Origin of the sequence: Streptomyces violascens (assembly GCF_014649955.1) — a bacterium.
Lineage (GTDB): Bacteria > Actinomycetota > Actinomycetes > Streptomycetales > Streptomycetaceae > Streptomyces > Streptomyces violascens.
Window position 1 is genome coordinate 13,845 of record NZ_BMUA01000027.1, and the last position, 15,740, is coordinate 29,584.

The 15,740-nt window shown below is 71.4% G+C and carries 21 protein-coding genes; 20 read left to right on the forward strand and 1 reads right to left on the reverse strand.

Annotated elements, in window-relative coordinates:
* Window positions 1–19: 19 nt before the first annotated feature.
* From IE206_RS34180 to IE206_RS34255, 16 genes are all read left to right on the forward strand, one after another.
* The gene (locus IE206_RS34180; RefSeq protein WP_189969179.1) at window positions 20–433 is read left to right on the forward strand and encodes a hypothetical protein; all 414 of its coding nucleotides are present in this window, start codon (window positions 20–22) and stop codon (window positions 431–433) included.
* 179 nt (window positions 434–612) lie between these two features.
* Window positions 613–1,197: an LPD29 domain-containing protein gene (locus IE206_RS34185; RefSeq protein ID WP_189969182.1), complete on the forward strand. Its 585-nt coding sequence runs from the start codon at window positions 613–615 to the stop codon at window positions 1,195–1,197.
* Window positions 1,198–1,254: 57 nt separating this feature from the next.
* The gene (locus IE206_RS34190; protein ID WP_189969184.1) at window positions 1,255–1,608 is read left to right on the forward strand and encodes a hypothetical protein; all 354 of its coding nucleotides are present in this window, start codon (window positions 1,255–1,257) and stop codon (window positions 1,606–1,608) included.
* A gap of 944 nt (window positions 1,609–2,552) precedes the next feature.
* Window positions 2,553–2,765 carry a hypothetical protein gene (locus IE206_RS34195; RefSeq protein WP_189969186.1) on the forward strand — a complete coding sequence of 71 codons (213 nt, stop codon included), beginning with the start codon at window positions 2,553–2,555 and terminating at the stop codon, window positions 2,763–2,765.
* 70 nt (window positions 2,766–2,835) lie between these two features.
* A complete protein-coding gene (locus IE206_RS34200) occupies window positions 2,836–3,702 on the forward strand; it encodes a hypothetical protein (RefSeq protein WP_189969187.1) in 867 nt (288 codons plus the stop codon).
* 86 nt (window positions 3,703–3,788) lie between these two features.
* Complete coding sequence (locus tag IE206_RS34205) at window positions 3,789–4,397, forward strand: hypothetical protein (protein WP_189969188.1); 609 nt, start codon at window positions 3,789–3,791, stop codon at window positions 4,395–4,397.
* 782 nt (window positions 4,398–5,179) lie between these two features.
* Entirely contained in the window at window positions 5,180–5,569 is a 390-nt protein-coding gene (locus IE206_RS34210; protein WP_189969189.1) for a hypothetical protein, read from the forward strand.
* 95 nt (window positions 5,570–5,664) lie between these two features.
* The gene (locus IE206_RS34215) at window positions 5,665–5,985 is read left to right on the forward strand and encodes a hypothetical protein (RefSeq protein ID WP_189969190.1); all 321 of its coding nucleotides are present in this window, start codon (window positions 5,665–5,667) and stop codon (window positions 5,983–5,985) included.
* A 311-nt stretch (window positions 5,986–6,296) separates the two neighbouring features.
* Entirely contained in the window at window positions 6,297–7,493 is a 1,197-nt protein-coding gene (locus IE206_RS34220; RefSeq protein WP_189969191.1) for a hypothetical protein, read from the forward strand.
* A gap of 80 nt (window positions 7,494–7,573) precedes the next feature.
* On the forward strand, window positions 7,574–7,735 hold the full coding sequence (locus IE206_RS34225; protein WP_189969192.1) for a hypothetical protein: 162 nt from the start codon (window positions 7,574–7,576) through the stop codon (window positions 7,733–7,735).
* 166 nt (window positions 7,736–7,901) lie between these two features.
* On the forward strand, window positions 7,902–8,714 hold the full coding sequence (locus IE206_RS34230) for a hypothetical protein (RefSeq protein ID WP_189969193.1): 813 nt from the start codon (window positions 7,902–7,904) through the stop codon (window positions 8,712–8,714).
* A gap of 159 nt (window positions 8,715–8,873) precedes the next feature.
* Window positions 8,874–9,380 (forward strand): hypothetical protein, encoded by a 507-nt coding sequence (locus IE206_RS34235; protein ID WP_189969194.1) that lies wholly within the window; start codon window positions 8,874–8,876, stop codon window positions 9,378–9,380.
* A gap of 86 nt (window positions 9,381–9,466) precedes the next feature.
* Complete coding sequence (locus tag IE206_RS34240; RefSeq protein WP_189969196.1) at window positions 9,467–10,051, forward strand: hypothetical protein; 585 nt, start codon at window positions 9,467–9,469, stop codon at window positions 10,049–10,051.
* Between the two features lie 4 nt (window positions 10,052–10,055).
* Complete coding sequence (locus tag IE206_RS34245) at window positions 10,056–10,370, forward strand: hypothetical protein (RefSeq protein ID WP_189969197.1); 315 nt, start codon at window positions 10,056–10,058, stop codon at window positions 10,368–10,370.
* A 101-nt stretch (window positions 10,371–10,471) separates the two neighbouring features.
* A complete protein-coding gene (locus IE206_RS34250) occupies window positions 10,472–11,602 on the forward strand; it encodes an Lsr2 family DNA-binding protein (RefSeq protein WP_189969199.1) in 1,131 nt (376 codons plus the stop codon).
* A 235-nt stretch (window positions 11,603–11,837) separates the two neighbouring features.
* A complete protein-coding gene (locus IE206_RS34255; RefSeq protein WP_189969201.1) occupies window positions 11,838–12,266 on the forward strand; it encodes a hypothetical protein in 429 nt (142 codons plus the stop codon).
* A 363-nt stretch (window positions 12,267–12,629) separates the two neighbouring features.
* Here the strand turns inward: IE206_RS34255 and IE206_RS34260 are convergent, their stop codons facing one another.
* The gene (locus tag IE206_RS34260; RefSeq protein WP_189969203.1) at window positions 12,630–12,857 is read right to left on the reverse strand and encodes a hypothetical protein; all 228 of its coding nucleotides are present in this window, start codon (window positions 12,855–12,857) and stop codon (window positions 12,630–12,632) included.
* A gap of 233 nt (window positions 12,858–13,090) precedes the next feature.
* Here IE206_RS34260 and IE206_RS34265 point away from each other — a divergent pair, with 233 nt between their 5' ends.
* From IE206_RS34265 to IE206_RS34280, 4 genes are all read left to right on the forward strand, one after another.
* Window positions 13,091–14,110, forward strand: coding sequence for a DUF932 domain-containing protein (locus IE206_RS34265; protein ID WP_189969205.1), 1,020 nt, complete (start codon window positions 13,091–13,093; stop codon window positions 14,108–14,110).
* Between the two features lie 94 nt (window positions 14,111–14,204).
* Window positions 14,205–14,525: a hypothetical protein gene (locus tag IE206_RS34270; RefSeq protein WP_189969207.1), complete on the forward strand. Its 321-nt coding sequence runs from the start codon at window positions 14,205–14,207 to the stop codon at window positions 14,523–14,525.
* 25 nt (window positions 14,526–14,550) lie between these two features.
* Complete coding sequence (locus tag IE206_RS34275; protein ID WP_189969209.1) at window positions 14,551–14,793, forward strand: hypothetical protein; 243 nt, start codon at window positions 14,551–14,553, stop codon at window positions 14,791–14,793.
* Between the two features lie 237 nt (window positions 14,794–15,030).
* Window positions 15,031–15,726, forward strand: a complete 696-nt coding sequence (locus IE206_RS34280; RefSeq protein ID WP_189969211.1) for a hypothetical protein — start codon at window positions 15,031–15,033, stop codon at window positions 15,724–15,726.
* Window positions 15,727–15,740: the final 14 nt, after the last annotated feature.

The following is a 15,740-nucleotide window of genomic DNA, read 5'->3' on the forward strand; positions in this document are numbered from 1 at the left end:
ACTCGACAGGAAGCATCCGATGCGCACCGAGATCACCGACGCCGCGATCGCGAGCGGCACCTCCGGCGCCGTCCTCCAGGTGCGCTTGGAGGACTGGTTCGAGATCCAGATCATCACGGGCCACACCAGTCAGTGCATCCCCCGGCCCGCCTCGCCGCGCCCTTCCCGGTGGGATCTGCCCGCGAGTGCGCCCGCCGATTTCGCGGGCCCCTACGACGCGCTCCAGGTGGGCCTGGTCCCGCCGCTCGCGGCGCCCGACGGATGGCCCGCGCCGCTTCCGGCAGGACCGCGCCGGGACCCGTACGACGCCGCGGCCACCCTGTGGTTCGGTCCGGTCCCGGCCGACCTGCTGCGTGCTCTGGTCCGCGCCCATGGCGGCGAGAACGCCCACCAGTACATGAGCGCCGAGGACTGGGCCGGGCCGTACGCGTAGGGGGTGCGCCGGCCCGTCCGGGGAGCACGGTCCAGCACGCGTCCCAGCGCGCGGAGGTCCCGAACGTGCCCCTTCATACTTGATTTACGCACCCTCTTCGGGTACATTAGTGATTGCAGGGACGGCGACGCAAGCGCCCGACCGGCCACCACGAACTCCCCGACCGAAGGACGTGCGCCATGACCTCCGCCACCGCCCGCCGCCTCAGCGCCGCCTACCTCGCCCTGCGCCTCACCCCGGGCGCCGCGGTCCGCTACGTCGGCACCGCGACCCGCCTCCACGGCCCGGCGACGGTCCAGCCGTGTTCCTGCGGCATGTGCGCCGCCGACGTCCTCCGGGGCCTGCCCGCGACCCGCTACGAGCTGCGCACCGCCGACGGTCGGCCCACCGGCGTCACCCACGTCCGCCACACCTCCGTCATCCCGGAACCCTCCGAGGACGAGCTGATGAACGCCGTGCTGGGCCTGACGATGCGAGCCACGGCAGAGTACCTGCGTCGGCTGCTGCGCCGCACCTTCCCCGGGGTGAAGTTCTCCGTGCGCCGCGGCCGCGGGCACGGGATGCAGCGCTACGAGATCACCGTCGGCTGGAGCGGCGGCCCGAGCCGTACCGCCGTCGCCACCGTCACGGCGCCGCTGCTGGCCCAGTACGGAAATCCCGAGCAGTGCCGCCCCGCGTGGATCGCCGTCACCGTCGACGGCCGCCGCCACTTCGGCGAGCCGAGCGCCAGCGCCATCCACCTCAACCGCGCCCCGGCGGCCTGACCCGCCCCACCGGCCCCGGCCGCCGGCCGGGGCCTTCCCCGAACGGAAGGACCCGACTTGCCTCTCAAGACGACGACCAAGGCCTACCTGCACGTCGAGTACAAGGACCTCGAGGACTTCATCACCGCGCACTACGGCCTGCCGTACAGCGTGATTCGCGGCCTCGAAGCGCACAACGGCGCGCTCCACGCGGTAAAGGTGTCCGCGAACTACGAGCACTACGACCCGGACGCCGAAGAGGGATCACACTTCACCTGGCGCGAGGGCCTGGACCCCGAGGTCGCGGAGACGCTCGGCAGGTGGCGGTCCGGCACCCTCGGCTACGACCCGTACCCCGGGGAGCTGCTGCACGACCTCGCATGCAGCGGGCACCTGGAGCCGGGCGAGTATCTGATCAACGTCGCCTGGTAGCCCGTCCAGTCCGCTGCAAGCCGGTGGGCTGCAGCAGCAGCCGCGCGCAGCACTCTCGGCGAGCACACGGGAGTGCGCAGCGCGCCGGGCTGTGCTGCACGTACTGCGCAGCCCGCCACCGTCTGCTGCTCGGCGGCGCTGCCTCACGTTTCCGCAGATCAGAGCGGCAGCAGCCGGGAGCAGCGGCGGCAGCGGCGCGCCCGGAGCGCTCGCGCAGCAGCCTTGCCCGTCGCGCGCTGCTCCCCGTCCTTGCTTCTGCGGAGCGCTGGGGGCAGCGTGCCGGGCAGCACGGCGGGCCGGCGCCTCGCTGCAGGGCAGCGTGCTGCACGAAGTCCGGCCATGCAGCATCAGGGGGATCCGTCGGCCGCGCCGAGGGCTCTCTGCATCCGCTCCGCCTTGGCGAGGCGGTACCCGAAGGGGTGTTGATCGCCGTCAGAGTGAGGCCGCTCCTGGAGGCGAGCCGGGGCGGGCGCGGTGCCGGTCGACGCGCCTTCGCGTGGTGCGGCTCGGCGAACCTTGCCGGGCGTCACGCCGGAGGGTGGCCGGTGGGGATGATGCGGGGCACCTTCGGGCCAGCCGGGCCGTACGCTCCCGGGACCGGGGGCGACCCCACCAGACGCCCCACACCGCCAACGACCCGGGCCGGCCGTCGTTACGCGGCCTGGGCCTCCGCTCCCGGATATCGGCCGCAACCGGCTCCTGCCCGCGCCGTTCCGCCGAGCGGCGGCTCTTCGGCGTCCGAGACGGGCCCACCCTGGGCCGCACCCCCCCTTCTCGTGACCCTACTACCTTGACGTATTGAAATAGTTGAGTACATTAGGGGATGCATAGAGGGGGCTTCGTTCTCCCCCGGGATCAGCCAGATCCATGCCACGCCCAGGGGGACACCACCCGCCGGGCCGCCGGGCCGCCGGCAGCCTGCCTTCCCGAAGGAGTCCCGCCTCGTGGCCACCACGACCGTCACCGTCCACGCCGCCCCCGGCCGCGGCCGCTACACCGCCGAGTTCTCCGCCTTGCCCGGCCGCACCTTCGGCCCCTGGGACATGCCCGAGACGATCCAGCAGCTCCGCATCGCCGCACTGCTGGAACCAAGCGAGGCGCGTGATCTCGTTTTCGATGCGGCCCTCACCGGCTCGGCCACGACCACCACCGGCTGACCGGTCCGGGGCGCGGCTACCGGAGGAGTTCGGGCCGTACGGCACTTCCCCAAACGACCTGAAGGAGCACATGCACAGCATCGCAGCCAAGGACCTGTACGCCGGCGCCGTCGTCATCACGGACGGCCTCCGGCCGGCGAGCATCGCCGCGCTGGACGGGCACGGCTCTGACCTGAGCGACGGGGTCCGCCTCCTCTTCGAGCCGGACGAGCCCCACCTGCCCGCCCCACGCATGACCGTCGATCCCGACCACGTCTTCCGCCTGGCCCGGATCCACCACGTCGCGTGGATCATCCACTCCCGGCACTACCGCGCCCGCAGCGCCACGGACCGGGCGCACATCAGCGTCCCCTACGCCGTCCGCGGGCACGGGGCGTTCGCCGAGAAGTGGAGCGTCGTGGACCGTCTGGCCGAGGAGCACACGATCACCACGGCGCGGCCGATCGCGCTGGACGCGCTGCCGGGCCCCGGTGATCCGACGCCAGCGCCGCCCAACCCTGACAGCTCCCTCTTCTACCGGTTCTACGGCCAGGGGCCCACCGTGCTGACGACCGGCGACGCCGTGCGCGCCGAGCTGGCCCGGCTCGCCGGGATTCACCGGCGCGAGCACGGCCGCACCGACTGGGAGATGCTCCATCGCCTGCCTGGCGAGGGAGACATGCGCGAGTGCCATCGGTGCACCCGGACCCCGGACGACCTGGTGCCGATGGAGGTCGTCATCGAACGCACCTACCGGGACGTCACCCCCGACGATCTGCCGTACGGCTGGGACTACGAGCTGGGGCCGGCCATGGCCTACGAACGGCATCTGTCGATGGGAACGGTCACCCGTGGGCCACGGCCGCGGCCCACCATGACGCTCGGAGTCGGCGCCTTCGCCGGGTTCACCGCAGGTAGCGGGCCCGCGGCCGTCCGCAGTGGGGCGGGCGCCCGGTGACTTCTCCTCTGATCCCGTCACCTGAGCCCTCGGCAACACCCACGACGCCCAGCACCCCGAAGGGACCCGAACGCCGTACGCGCCGTGTGCGCCGTCCGGTGGAGTCGGTCCTGCAGTACCCGGCGGGATCGCTGGTCTTCCAGGCCCGCGACCCCGACCGGACCCCGCGCACCGTGGTCCGTACGCGACTGGACGCATCGTCCCGCCACCGGCAGGTCGTCCTCGGAGGACGCGACGGCACGGACGACTGCGCCACTCCGAGCAGCCTGGTCTACGTCGACGAGACGCTGCGCCCCACCGGGCCGCAGATCGAGGACTGCCGCGCCCACCTGGCCCGAGCGATCTACGAGGAATCCGCGCGCTGCTCGCTGTGCCGGCGCGCGCATACCTTCTGGAGCACCTTCGAGCGGTGCATCATCGGCAAGCGGCTGCTCGAAGAGCTCGGCAGCCTCTACAGCTACCGGGACAACGTGCTGCCGTGGCTGACCGGGCAGCCGGTTGACCCGGCTCGGCTGCAGTGGGGCCAGCGCGTGGTGATCCGTACGGCCGACGGCGAGCGCGCCGGCGTGGTGTCGCCCATTGACCATGACGGCGTGTGGCACGAGGCCGGCACGGACGGTTTGATCCTCGTACGGCACCGCGACGGAACTCCGCCCACCCGGTATGCAGCCCATCTCGTCTTCCACGACCCGTGAGGGCGGGCTTCTCCCGCCGGCCCCGGGCTCGTGGTGCAGAGTCGTCCGGCGGCGCGAGGAGCACGCGAAGAACAACCTCCCAGACCTGCTGATCCGTTGGCGCCGCAGGGACGGCTCCGGGCAGCCCTTCACGGTTTCCAAGGCAGAGATCCCTGCGCGGGGCTACGACCTGTCCCTGAACCGGTTGACCACAAAGCGGTGGTCAACCGGCCTCCGTCGGGCATCCTGCGGGACCTGCAACGCCTCGGCGAGGAGATCACGGAGGGAACGGCGAAGCTGAAAAGGATGCTGTCCTGACGCTGGCGCCGGACGTGCCCCGCCCCGGAGGGGCGACGCTCAACTCCGGCCGGGGACCGCGCAGTCGCCTTCGACCCCGCCCGCGTGCAGCAGCTCGTGCTGCCCCGGGCAGCAGGCAGCGGCTGCAATCGGCACTCCCCAGGGCAGCGTGTGGCCGCGCTGCGCGGCGCTGCGTCCCGCGTCCGGCGACGTCTGCCCTGCAGCGGAATGTGAATGCGCAGGTCACAGGCGCAGCGAGGCGCAGCATTGGACCCGGCTCCAATGCGCTGTCATGGGCGGTGGCTGCTGCATCAGCCGGGAGTAAAGGAGCTCCGGTCGCTGGCGGTGCAGCGCGGTCGAGGGGATGGCGCGCGGGGCCTGCAGCGCACTTAGCGACCCTTTTAAATTGCCCCATCGGCCCTCCTGAAGTACATTGATGTTGTCGGGTTCGGTGAAACAAGCACCGGGCCGTAGACCACTACGCCCCCTAGCCGAGGAGTCTGCTCATGGCCGTCATGGACGCCGCTTTCATCCCGGTCATCGTGACCGCTCGGCCTCTGGCCGACTCCCTCGGCTACGCCTACCAGCAGCCGCCGGCCGGGATCGACCCCGCCGGGCTACGGGTGATCCCCGCCCGGGACGTTCAGCCGGGCGACTGGTACCTGGGCGACTGCGAGCAGCCGACCGCGGCCCGGCGCGGGATCTTCTGGGGCGTGCACACCTACGCCACCTACCAGGCCCAGCCGGTGATGGACGCCGCGGGCGACTTGCTCGCGCTCGACGGCGAGTCCTTCGTGTGGCGGCCGGACGAGCTCGTCATGGTCATCACCGCCGCCTCCGTCCCCGCGCCGGCCGTCACGCCGGAGCGCGGCGCCGCGCTCACCCTCGCCGTCTGATCCCCGCGCCGGCAGCGAGGGGACACCACTTTCCCTGCGCCGGTCAGCCCGATGGCCGGCCTCTGGGCCGCGCACCCCTTCGCCGAGGAGGCTTCATGCCGATCCCCCGCCTGTCCCCCGGCGACCACGTACGCATCGTGATCGCCGGGACCGTTGAGCAGCACGCGCCGGGCCAGCTCGAGCTCACGTCGCGCACGTACATCGATTTCGAGTCCGAGGACGACCTGAACATCGAAGTCCTTCCCGGTCCCTTCCGTCGCGGCGACGTCGTCGCCGACGGCTCCCGCACCCTGATGCGCACCGTCATCGACCGGGACGGCACCACCTTGGCGTTCTGGACGGCCCCGGACGGCACTGTCGTCCAGGACAACGAGATCCGGCCCGAGGCCCTGCGGCTGCTCCTGCGGACGGCCTGACCGCCCCAGCTCACCCGCCGCGACGTGAATTGAGGACTCGCCATTCCTGATCCGCACAACACCCCGCCGATCGACTACCGCCAGGCCCCGCCCTCGGTGACGGTCTCCCACGACCTCGACGGCAGGCCCGCCACCATCACCTTCAGCCCCACGCGCCCCGGTCCCGGCGACGATCCGGTCCTGGGGCTCTTCGCCGAGGTCCGCACCCACTACCGGATCCCGCTGGTCTTCTACGTCTACTTCACCCGGGCCGATGGGGCCGCCTGGCAGCTGCATTCCGTGCGCAGCAAACAGTTCCGAAAGCGATCTACGTGGATACCCGACCACTCGACTCCTTCCCCGCCTTCCGGCTGCGGCCGGCCGGACCCGAGGACCACGACCTCCTGGACCCGGACGGCCGCACCGTGGGCCAGGTGCGCTCCTGCAGCGGCGGGGGACACCGCGCCCGGGTCGGCCGCGACGTCGGCCCCATCCGGCCGAGCCTGCTGAGCGCGGGCGACGACGCCGCCATGTTCCACATCGCCGCGCACGGGTTGCCCGACGCTCCGCCCACGCCCTACTCCGGTGCCCCCGAGGCGCGGGTCGCGGTCGGCCTGATCCCGCTGCAGCGCCAGGACCTGATCGACACCACCGCCCGGGTCTTCACCTTCTACGCCCTGCGCGAGCCGTCCGTCGCCGCGATACTCGACGGGCTCGAGACCGTCCGCCGGGAGCTCGATGCGGTGCACAGCCGCACCGGGTGCCGCCGCATCGCGCGGTTGATCCCACGGGTCCAGGTCCCCGCCCAGACCCTGCTGGACGCGTCGGCCGGCGACGCCCGCGACTGGCTCGGCCTCCCGCTCGCGCGACTGCTGACCCTCTGCCACCAGGCCCGCGTACGCCTGGAGGCGACCGCCGCGCAGCCACCGGCCGGTCTGTCCGGACGGTATGCCGTACGGCACGGCGCCGACGCGGATCTGGCGACGCTGCACCGCATCTGGCAGGACCTGTGCTCGACGTCCTCGTCCGGGACGGACTTCTCCGGGATCGAAGCGGCCATGGGTGCCCTGCCCGTCGAAAAGTTCGCCGGGTCTGCGCGCAACTGCCGCTCGACGAGCTCGCAGTTGGAGGCGGTCCGGGCCGCCGCCGGGGAAGCCGCCGCGACGGCCGCGCCCGGCGGCCAGGGCGAGGCCCACAGCCTCCTGCGGGAGTTGTCGGCGCTGAGCGCTGAGACCGGCGAGCGGCTGGAGGCCACCGCGCTGGTGCTCAACGACACCGACCGTTTGGGGACCGTCCGCGACATCAACGACGCGCTCGGCCTCGCCCGGCTCGGCGTCCTGTCCGGGAGCGGCCAGCTGTCCGTCCGCATGGGCTCCACGGAGCTCGGGCCGGTGCGCCCCACCGATGACGGCCGGTGGACGGGACCGGGCATCACGGAGCCGTTCCACTCTCCCGAAGGCGCTGCCGCGGCGCTGATCCGCGCCGACCGCGCCCAGGCCGCGGTCCGGCGCCAGGGCCGCACGCCCTAGATCATCGCCACTTCTGCCGGGCGGCAGGCAGTGGCCTTCAGTGTGAGCCCCACATCCGCGTTGTCTGGGGCGAGGGCGCATTGCTCAAGCACACCGAGCTGCACGACGCCCGTGAACTCACCCACATGGACAAGGAACGCGTCGGGATGCTCTGGAAGGTCGAGATCTACCCGTTCCGGACGGAGGAAAAGCTCAGGCTGCTCGACGAGTTGCTGTACGGCTCCGAGCGCGCACCCGAGTAGCTGACCCGCGCCCCGCTCGGGGAGGGCGGCCGCCCTCCCCGAGCGGCCCCGGGAAGCATCCGCCCCCGGGCGCCAGGACGCCCTATCACCGCGCTCGGCCGCGCACGCGCCGCCGAGGCCGACACTTCCCGCCGCCGTCCCGCACATCCAACCTTCAAGGAGCATCGTGGCTGCGCCTGCCCTGCCGCTCGTTCTGACCGCCTCCGGCGTCGCCGCGTCCATCACCCCCGACGCCTGGGACCAGTTGAAGTGGATCTGGCACCCGGAGCCGTTCGCCTTTGAAGCGGCCGCCCTGGGCGGCGACACCGTCACGGTCTCCTGGGTGCGCCGCTTCCCCGAATGCGGCTGCACGGCCCAGGTATGGGCCGACAACGGGCTCATCCTCGACCCGCACGGCCTCACATCGGCCTCCTACGTCCCCAAGGGGCAGTGGTCCTACAACGGGCAGTTCGAGCAGGACTACTACGTCAACGCCCAGTACTACGACTGGGACGAGCCCGACACCTTCAGCACCCTTCGCCAGGCGGAGGACGCCGCGCGCGCCCAACACCTCGACGTGTGCCGCGAGTACCAGCAGCACGCCGGTCCGTGCGAGGGCTGCGGCGTCCCGGCAGCGGAGCACGTGTCGGAACTCTCCGGTATCGCGGACCGCTCCGAGCGTGCGTGCGAGACCTACCGCCGCGACTACACCTTCGGGATCCCGCCAACTCCGCGCCTCGGCGCCCACAACCGGCCCGGCTTCCCGTTCACCGGCATGAACGTGCCGGAACTCCTCGCCCACATCGAGGTCGCCGTCGCCAAGGGCTACCCGCTCACCGCCGTGGAGCAGCAGACCGTTGAGGCCGCCCGCGGCCTGCGCCTCGGGGACGGTGTCGACTACAAGACGCTCGACACGCACATGCGGGAGCTCGCCCACGGCTGCGAGAGCCACCTCCGCATCCTCGGCGGCATGGCCGCGGAGGGCGCGGCGGCCGCATAGGGCCCCGGGCGCCACCGCACCGTCGGCACACACAACACGAGCGACCCTCATGATTTTACACAATGACCCTTCAGGGGTACATTAGTGGATAGCTGTTCGGGCGACGCAAACGCCGGGGCAGCCGCCACGACCCCGTACCGACGCAAGGAGCTCTGCCCCATGGGACACGCCAACTACTTCGCGTACACGCCCCAGGCGGAGAACTTCCTCTCCAACTGGCTGCAGCTGCGCCTGGACGCGGCCGCAATCCTGGACCTGGTCGAGCAGACCCAGAACATCGCGCTCGCGGGCGGCGCGGGCACCGGGGTGCCGCGGATCGACGACGATGCGATCGTCTTCAACGGCCTGATGGCCGCGGACGAGGACTACGAGACCTTCGCCATCGAGCTGGAGCCGCAGTTCCGGGACGAGCGGGGCTTCACCTACTCGTTCTGCAAGACCGGCGACGTGCGGCCCAAGCCGTACGACATCGCGGTCACCGCCGTCATGCTGCGGGCCCACACCCTCGCTCCCGACTACTTCGCCATCGACAGCGACGGCGACTGGGACGAGCACTGGCTCACCGCCCGCGCGATCCACAAGATGCTGTTCCACACCGACCCCGGCATGGAGTCCCCGTTCACCCCGAACGTCCACACCGTCGGCCCGGCTGCAGCTCGCCTGTGACCGGCCGGGCGGGCGTTGCGGGACATGCAGCACCCGCCCGCCGCCTGCGGATTGAGCCGTTGAACTGCGACAACAAGGGTGGGACCGTGTCCGTGACCTTCACCGCCGACTACCGGCCGGCCAGCGCGTTCGCCGCCAGCTGCGGCTGCTGGCCGGCCACCGAGCTCGCCGTGCGCCACCGTACGTACGAACAGGCCCTGGCCGAAGTCCTCGACGCACCCGCGGAGCGGGACGCACTGCCCGGCTGCGAGATGCCGGACATCTGCCCGCAGTACCCGCTGTATGTGCACGACGCCGACCCGGAGGCATACGCGCCCGAGGTGAACGTCAGCGTGCGGAACGCGGTACGCCTGGCGCACCTGCTCGGATTCGGAGCCCTGGACCCGGCCGGAACCGCAGTCGCCTCCGCCCCGGGCGCGGGGGACACCACTTCCGCCGCCGACCGGGAGCCGGCAACGGGTGACGCGGGCCAGATGCCCGCCGAGCAGTTCCTCGGCCGGGTGCTGGCCGCCCTCGCCCTGACCCCCGAGGACGCAGGCGTCGACGGCTACTTTCGCGGCCGCTGGTACACGGGCGGGCGCAGGGCCGGGTATCTCCAGCAGCGCCTGCTCGAGTTGCACGCTCTCGCTCTGTGGTGCGCCGCGCGCGGCCGCGACGTGGCCTGGGGCTGAGCGCGTGCCGCCTCGACTGACGCCCGGTCGGCTCACCGCGCTGCGCGACGCCGCCGTGCGTTCCTCCGGCACCGTGCACCCCATGCTCGTGGGCGAGGCTGACGTCCACGCCCTGGAGCTGCTCGGCCTCGTGGGCTTCCTCGACGGCTGCGGCCACTGTCTGGGCGAGCCGGACCCCGACGGCGTGCACCGCGGTCACCCGCACCTTCTGCGGCTGACCGCCGCAGGGATACAGGCCGCGCGGGCGGCCGGCGGCCCCCTCCGTGCGCGGCGCGGCGGGCATCCTCTGCCACCACTCGCGAGTGACCCTAAAAATTGACACAGTCACCCTATCATGAGAACATTAGCGGATAGAGGGAGGGTGGAGCCTTTCACCAAGTCCCGCATTCACCTGCCGATACGCCCATCCGGAGCCCCCTCATGAGGAACATCGCCGAAGTCCGCAAGGCATTCAAGAAGCTGCCGAAGCACGTCACCACCACGCAGATCGCCGAGGCGACCGACCGCACCCACGTACACAACTGGGTGAAGGATCCCGCCTTCCCCGGCGAGGTCGACCGCAAGGGACGCACCGTCCTGCGCGACCGCGACGCGGTCCTCGACTGGTACGTCGCCCAGCCCTTTGCGCAGACGGCCAAGCGGTCCGGTCCGAGCAACGTGAACGCGAGGGTTCTCGCCGTCCGCCCCACGCAGGTGCTGATGGATTCCATCGCCCTGGGGGACCTGCTCGGCCTGACGCGGCGCGCGGTGAACAAGTACGCCGAGCGCTATCCGTCCGGGAGCACCGACCCCTTCCCGCTCGCCAATCCGGACGGCCAGCGGTCCTGGAGCCAGGTAAGGGCCTGGTTCCTGCGCAAGAGCGATCCGATGCCTGCGGCGGGCAAGAACGGCCAGCCCGCCTGGGCGGATCTGCGGGTGTGGCTGCTGCGGCACATCGACGACGGCGCCGAGCCCGTCAACGGCCGTGTCTACCTGGATGAGTTGGGGCTCACCGTCGGTCAGCGCGACGTCTTCGAGCGGGCCCGTCTCGCCCGTGCCCGGCAGGTCAGGACGTCAGTCGAGTGGCTGGCGGAAGTGCTCCACCTGGAGGAGCCGGGGCAGGCGGAGTGGCTGGAGTCGCGTCTCCGTGAGGCGGACGCCGCACCGGTCGCGCCGAGCATGGAGGAAAGCGCCCGCCTCGCGCAGGAGCAGCCCCGGCTGAAGCAGACCGCGCTGGCCCGCGAGCTGGGCGTGAGTGTTGACTCGTTGAAGCATTTCGCGCGCGCGTACACACCGGAGACGTCCGAGGACCCCTATCCGGCCAAGGACTCCTCCATCGCCCGCGACGTCGCCGAGGTCCGCGCCTGGCTGATCCGCAATCGGAAGATGCAGCCCTCCGAGGGCGACCTCACCGAGGCGGACACGGACGCGGTCCACACCCCCCGTCCCTCCGTCCGTCGCAGCGACGCGACCGCGATCCGCGCGTGGGCCGTCGAGAACGGACACGAAGTCAAGCCGCGCGGCCCTATCTCCCAGGAGATCCGCGATCTCTACCAGGCGGCCAACAGCTGAATCACGCACAGCAGTTGGGCCACTCCCCCGCACCACCATCCCCTTCGCCCACTGTGCGGCCGCCGGCTACGCCGGCGGCGTATCGGAGGCCGAGGACGACGACGAGCCGTACGACGAGGCCGGCCGCCAGGCCGCCTGACCAATCCGACCTCCGCGACCGCCCCGGGCAATCCCCCCTCGGGGCGTGTGCGGGGAGGAAAATGGGCAAGCCGACGCGACCGGAAGGAGTTTGGCCGTGGAGCCCGACCGCTACGCCTTCAACAAGGCGCTGAGTCACGAGGCCGCGCTGGTCATGGTTTCCGCCGGATGCACCCCTGCTCGCTACGACTCCACGCACGCGGTCGTGTCGCTGGGCTTCGAGGTGGGCCTCGACCCGGAGGTCACGCCGAGCAATCCCCAGCTCTCCGTGCAGATCGTGAAGCCGTCGCTTCTCACCCCGGAAGAGATCTCCCGTGCCGCGGTCAGCCCGGCGGCACGGGAGCGTGTCCTGGCCGAACGGGCCCGGCGGCTCGGTGCCGAGCGCGCCGACCTGAAGGCCGCCTGCCATGCCTCCCTCACCGCTGCCGGGTGGGCAGTCGAAGTCGGCCAGGTGCACGGGAGTCTGCGGGCGAGCGCCCCGCCCAGTGCAATCTCCGCTGCCCTGTCCGCGGTGCTCGACGTCTAGACGTCCCTCACGGCTCCGGCGGGCGCCGTCACCCGGTGTGGGGCTCGCGCTGGTGTCCCGGCGCCGTGAGCGCGCCGGGCTTCCATCACCGCTGGTCGCGGTGGGGACACCACGTTCCGCGCCGCGGCGAGCACCCGCCTACGCCGAGGCCCCGTCCCGGTGTCGGGACGGGGCCTTTCGCGCGGGGCGCGGCCGCTACAGTAGGGGCACGGTCACCTCTCTCAGCGCTTCGGTGCTGCGGGTCGGGTGTGTCCGTGGTGAGGGGCCGGACGGTCTTGCAAACCCCCTTCTTCACCGGAGGGGGAGACTTCGGTCTGCTGTCCGGCCCCGACTCTGCTGTCCGCGTCGCGGACCTGCTCGCTGCTAGGCGGCGCCTCCGGGGCGGTTGGTCCGCTCCATCTGCCGGCGGCGCCATGCGTCCCTGGCGAGCCACGCGGTGCATGCGGCGACCACCGCGATGCCCGCCCCGGTGCCCGCGGCCTGGTGTGCCGAGTTGGCGACCAGGGCGGCCGCGAAGGCCACGACTCCAATGATCACGACTGCGACCGCGTTCACCCGGATCCGGGCCGGCCTGTCCGTACTCCCAGCCATGTTCATTCCTCCGAAGACTCTCCTGCGCCACGGCTGAGTGTGGCGCACGCCTGGTCCTGCTGCCTGCCGGTCGACGACTTGTCTGCTGTCGGGCATTTGTCGTGTGCCGTGGGCGGCGTGGGACTGCCTCAATCCCAATGACCCTTTTAACTTGACGTCAGCGAACCTTATGCGTAATATTTAAAGGGTCAGGGAGTCGGACGGGCTCCCAGTCGATTGAGGAGCTATTGCCTGTGACTGTTCTTGAGATCCCCACCGCCGGAACCGCCCTTCGTGCCCCGGGCCGCAAGGACGCCTGGAGCATCCTGGGTGCCGACGTGAGCGAGGCGACCACCGCCCGCAAGGCCCTGGAAATGGCCGACCTGCGTGACTGGGACGTTCGCCTGATGGGCGACGTGACCGCGAAGACCTCCGAGATCAGCGAGGACGGCGTCACGACCACCACGGTGAAGATGCCCGACACCCGCGCCACGGTCCGCACCAACCCGCGCACCGGCGAGACCGAGTATCTCGGCACCGTCGGCCGCAAGTACACCCCGGTCCAGATCGAGGCGTACGAGAAGGTCCTGGACCTGGCCCGGACCGAGTCCGGTGCCGTCTTCCACAAGGCGGGTGCCTACGCGGGCGGAAGGAAGTTCTTCATCTCGATGAGCCTGCCCGGCATCACGCGCATCGGCGGCATCGACGAGCACCACATGCACCTGACCCTCTTCGGCAGCCACGACGGCTCCTCGTCCAACTCCCTGCACATCGGCCCGACCCGCCTGGACTGCGGCAACATGCAGCGCATCATCATCGCGGGCGCCAAGCACAAGGTGTCGGTCCCGCACACCGCCTCGGCCCTCAAGAAGCTCGTCACCCTGGAGAACGAGCTCGCCGTCCTCTTCGACTGGCAGGACCACTTCGAGCACGAGGCCGAGCGCATGATCAACACCCCGCTCAGCATGGGCCAGTTCGAGAAGCTCGTCACCAGCCGCGACCTGTGGCCCGTCCCGACCAGCCCCACCACCCGCACCCGCAAGAACTACGAGACGCGCATGGACACCCTGCGCGGCCTGTTCGAGAACGCGGCCACCCAGGAGAGCATCCGGGGCACCGCATGGGCCGGGTGGAACGCGATCGGCGAGTACCTCGACCACTACGCCAAGGCCAACTCCCTCGCGGCACGCGCGGCGCGGTCGCTGTCCGACATCGGCGAGGTCACCAAGAAGAAGACCGCCGCCCACCGCCAGCTCCTCACCCTGGCCGCCTGACCGGCCCTTGGACCGGCCGCCGGGAGCACCCCCCCCACCCGCTCCCGGCGGCCCCTCGCCCGCCATCGAAGCGACTGAAGCGACGGAGATTTCTGTGTCCCCCGACGCCGAGCTGGACACCGCCCTGTACGGGCACGGCGTCAGCGATCACGAGGACGGCCACTACGTCCACATCGCGGGCGGCCCCTGGTCGACCCGCTTCTGGCCGGGCCACCCCGACAGCCTGTGGTCCGAGGACCGCGCCAGTTACTGGATCTCCTCGGCGCGTGCGCGCTGCGGGCGCGGCCTGGCCTGGAAGTCCGGCCCGCCATCCGACACCACCGCCCGCCCGTGCCCGTCCTGCCGTCTCAGCGGCGCCGAACTCCGGGCCCGCCACACCCAGCTCCGGCCCACCGAGCCGCCCCCGCCAACCTGACCACGAACATCCCCGAAGGACCACGATGCTCCAGCCACTCCAGATACCTCACGTCGAGACCGCCGCCAGCCGCGAAGGATTCAGCTCCGGCGACCGCGTCAGGCGTGCGGGCGGCCAGCCGGTCACCCTGCCGCCGGACGGCATCGTGCAGGAGTGGGCAACCTTGGAGTACGACTCCACCGCGTGGCGGTGCATCGTCACCTGGGGCGGCCGGTACATCGGACGGTTCGAGGCTCACGAGATCGAGCACGACAACCTGCCGCAGTGATGCTGAGCGGGCGGCGCTTCCCGCCACTGCGTCGTGGAGACGCCCGCCCACCAGAGCCCCGCCCCACCGGCCCACTGAGCGGCCACGGGGCGCCGGACCCGTCCCCGTCGTCCCGTGGCTCCCCCTTTCACCAACTTCCCGCTGTGGCTGCACAGTTCGCCGAGCAGCACCGTGTCCCCGCCGCTGGCGTGCCCCGTCCCTCCGCCAGTAGTCCCGGCGGCCCCCGCAAGGAGTCCCGTGTCTGTCCTGCTTCTGACCCGCGAGCACGCCCAGCGCGTCATCACCTTCGATGTCACCGGCGCTCCGGACATCCCGCCGGAGTACCTGTGTGACCCGTCTGCGGGTGTCCCCCCGATGCGGCCGACCCAACTGCATGTGACGTATTACAGCCGTGGCGGGTCGCCCTGGGAGCTGGACGCGCTCCGCATCCGGGGCCCGTACGTCCCCGCCGAGCCAGCCTCCCAGTGGGCGGACCGCATGGCCGATGGGCTGCATCTGTATCCCCCCAACTCCTACTGGCCCACCCCTCCGAGGCCGCCGTGGACCACCGATCTGGCCCGCGCTGTGGCAGTCCCCGCTCGCAACGTCACCGACGGTGCGATGCGCGCCACCGTGACCAGCGACCTGGCCCGGCGTGCGCGGTTCTTCACTGTCCACGGCGGCGGCGAGATCTCTGACTGGCCGATGCCTGTTCCGATCCGGCCGGACGTGGTCCGCATCACCTACCTCAACAGCAGGGACACCGCGTGGGGCTGGGACGAGGCCCGGTTCGACGGCCCGCTCGTCGCCACGGGCAGGACGCCGGGCCCTGACCAGGTTCGTGGGCGCCGCAGCTACTACCCGACCAGCCTTCTCAGCGCGCCCTCCTGGGTCCACGACGTTGTCGACGCCCACCGGGTGGCCGCCCCGCTGCCCGCCGGGCAGCGCCCCTGAACCCGCCTCACACC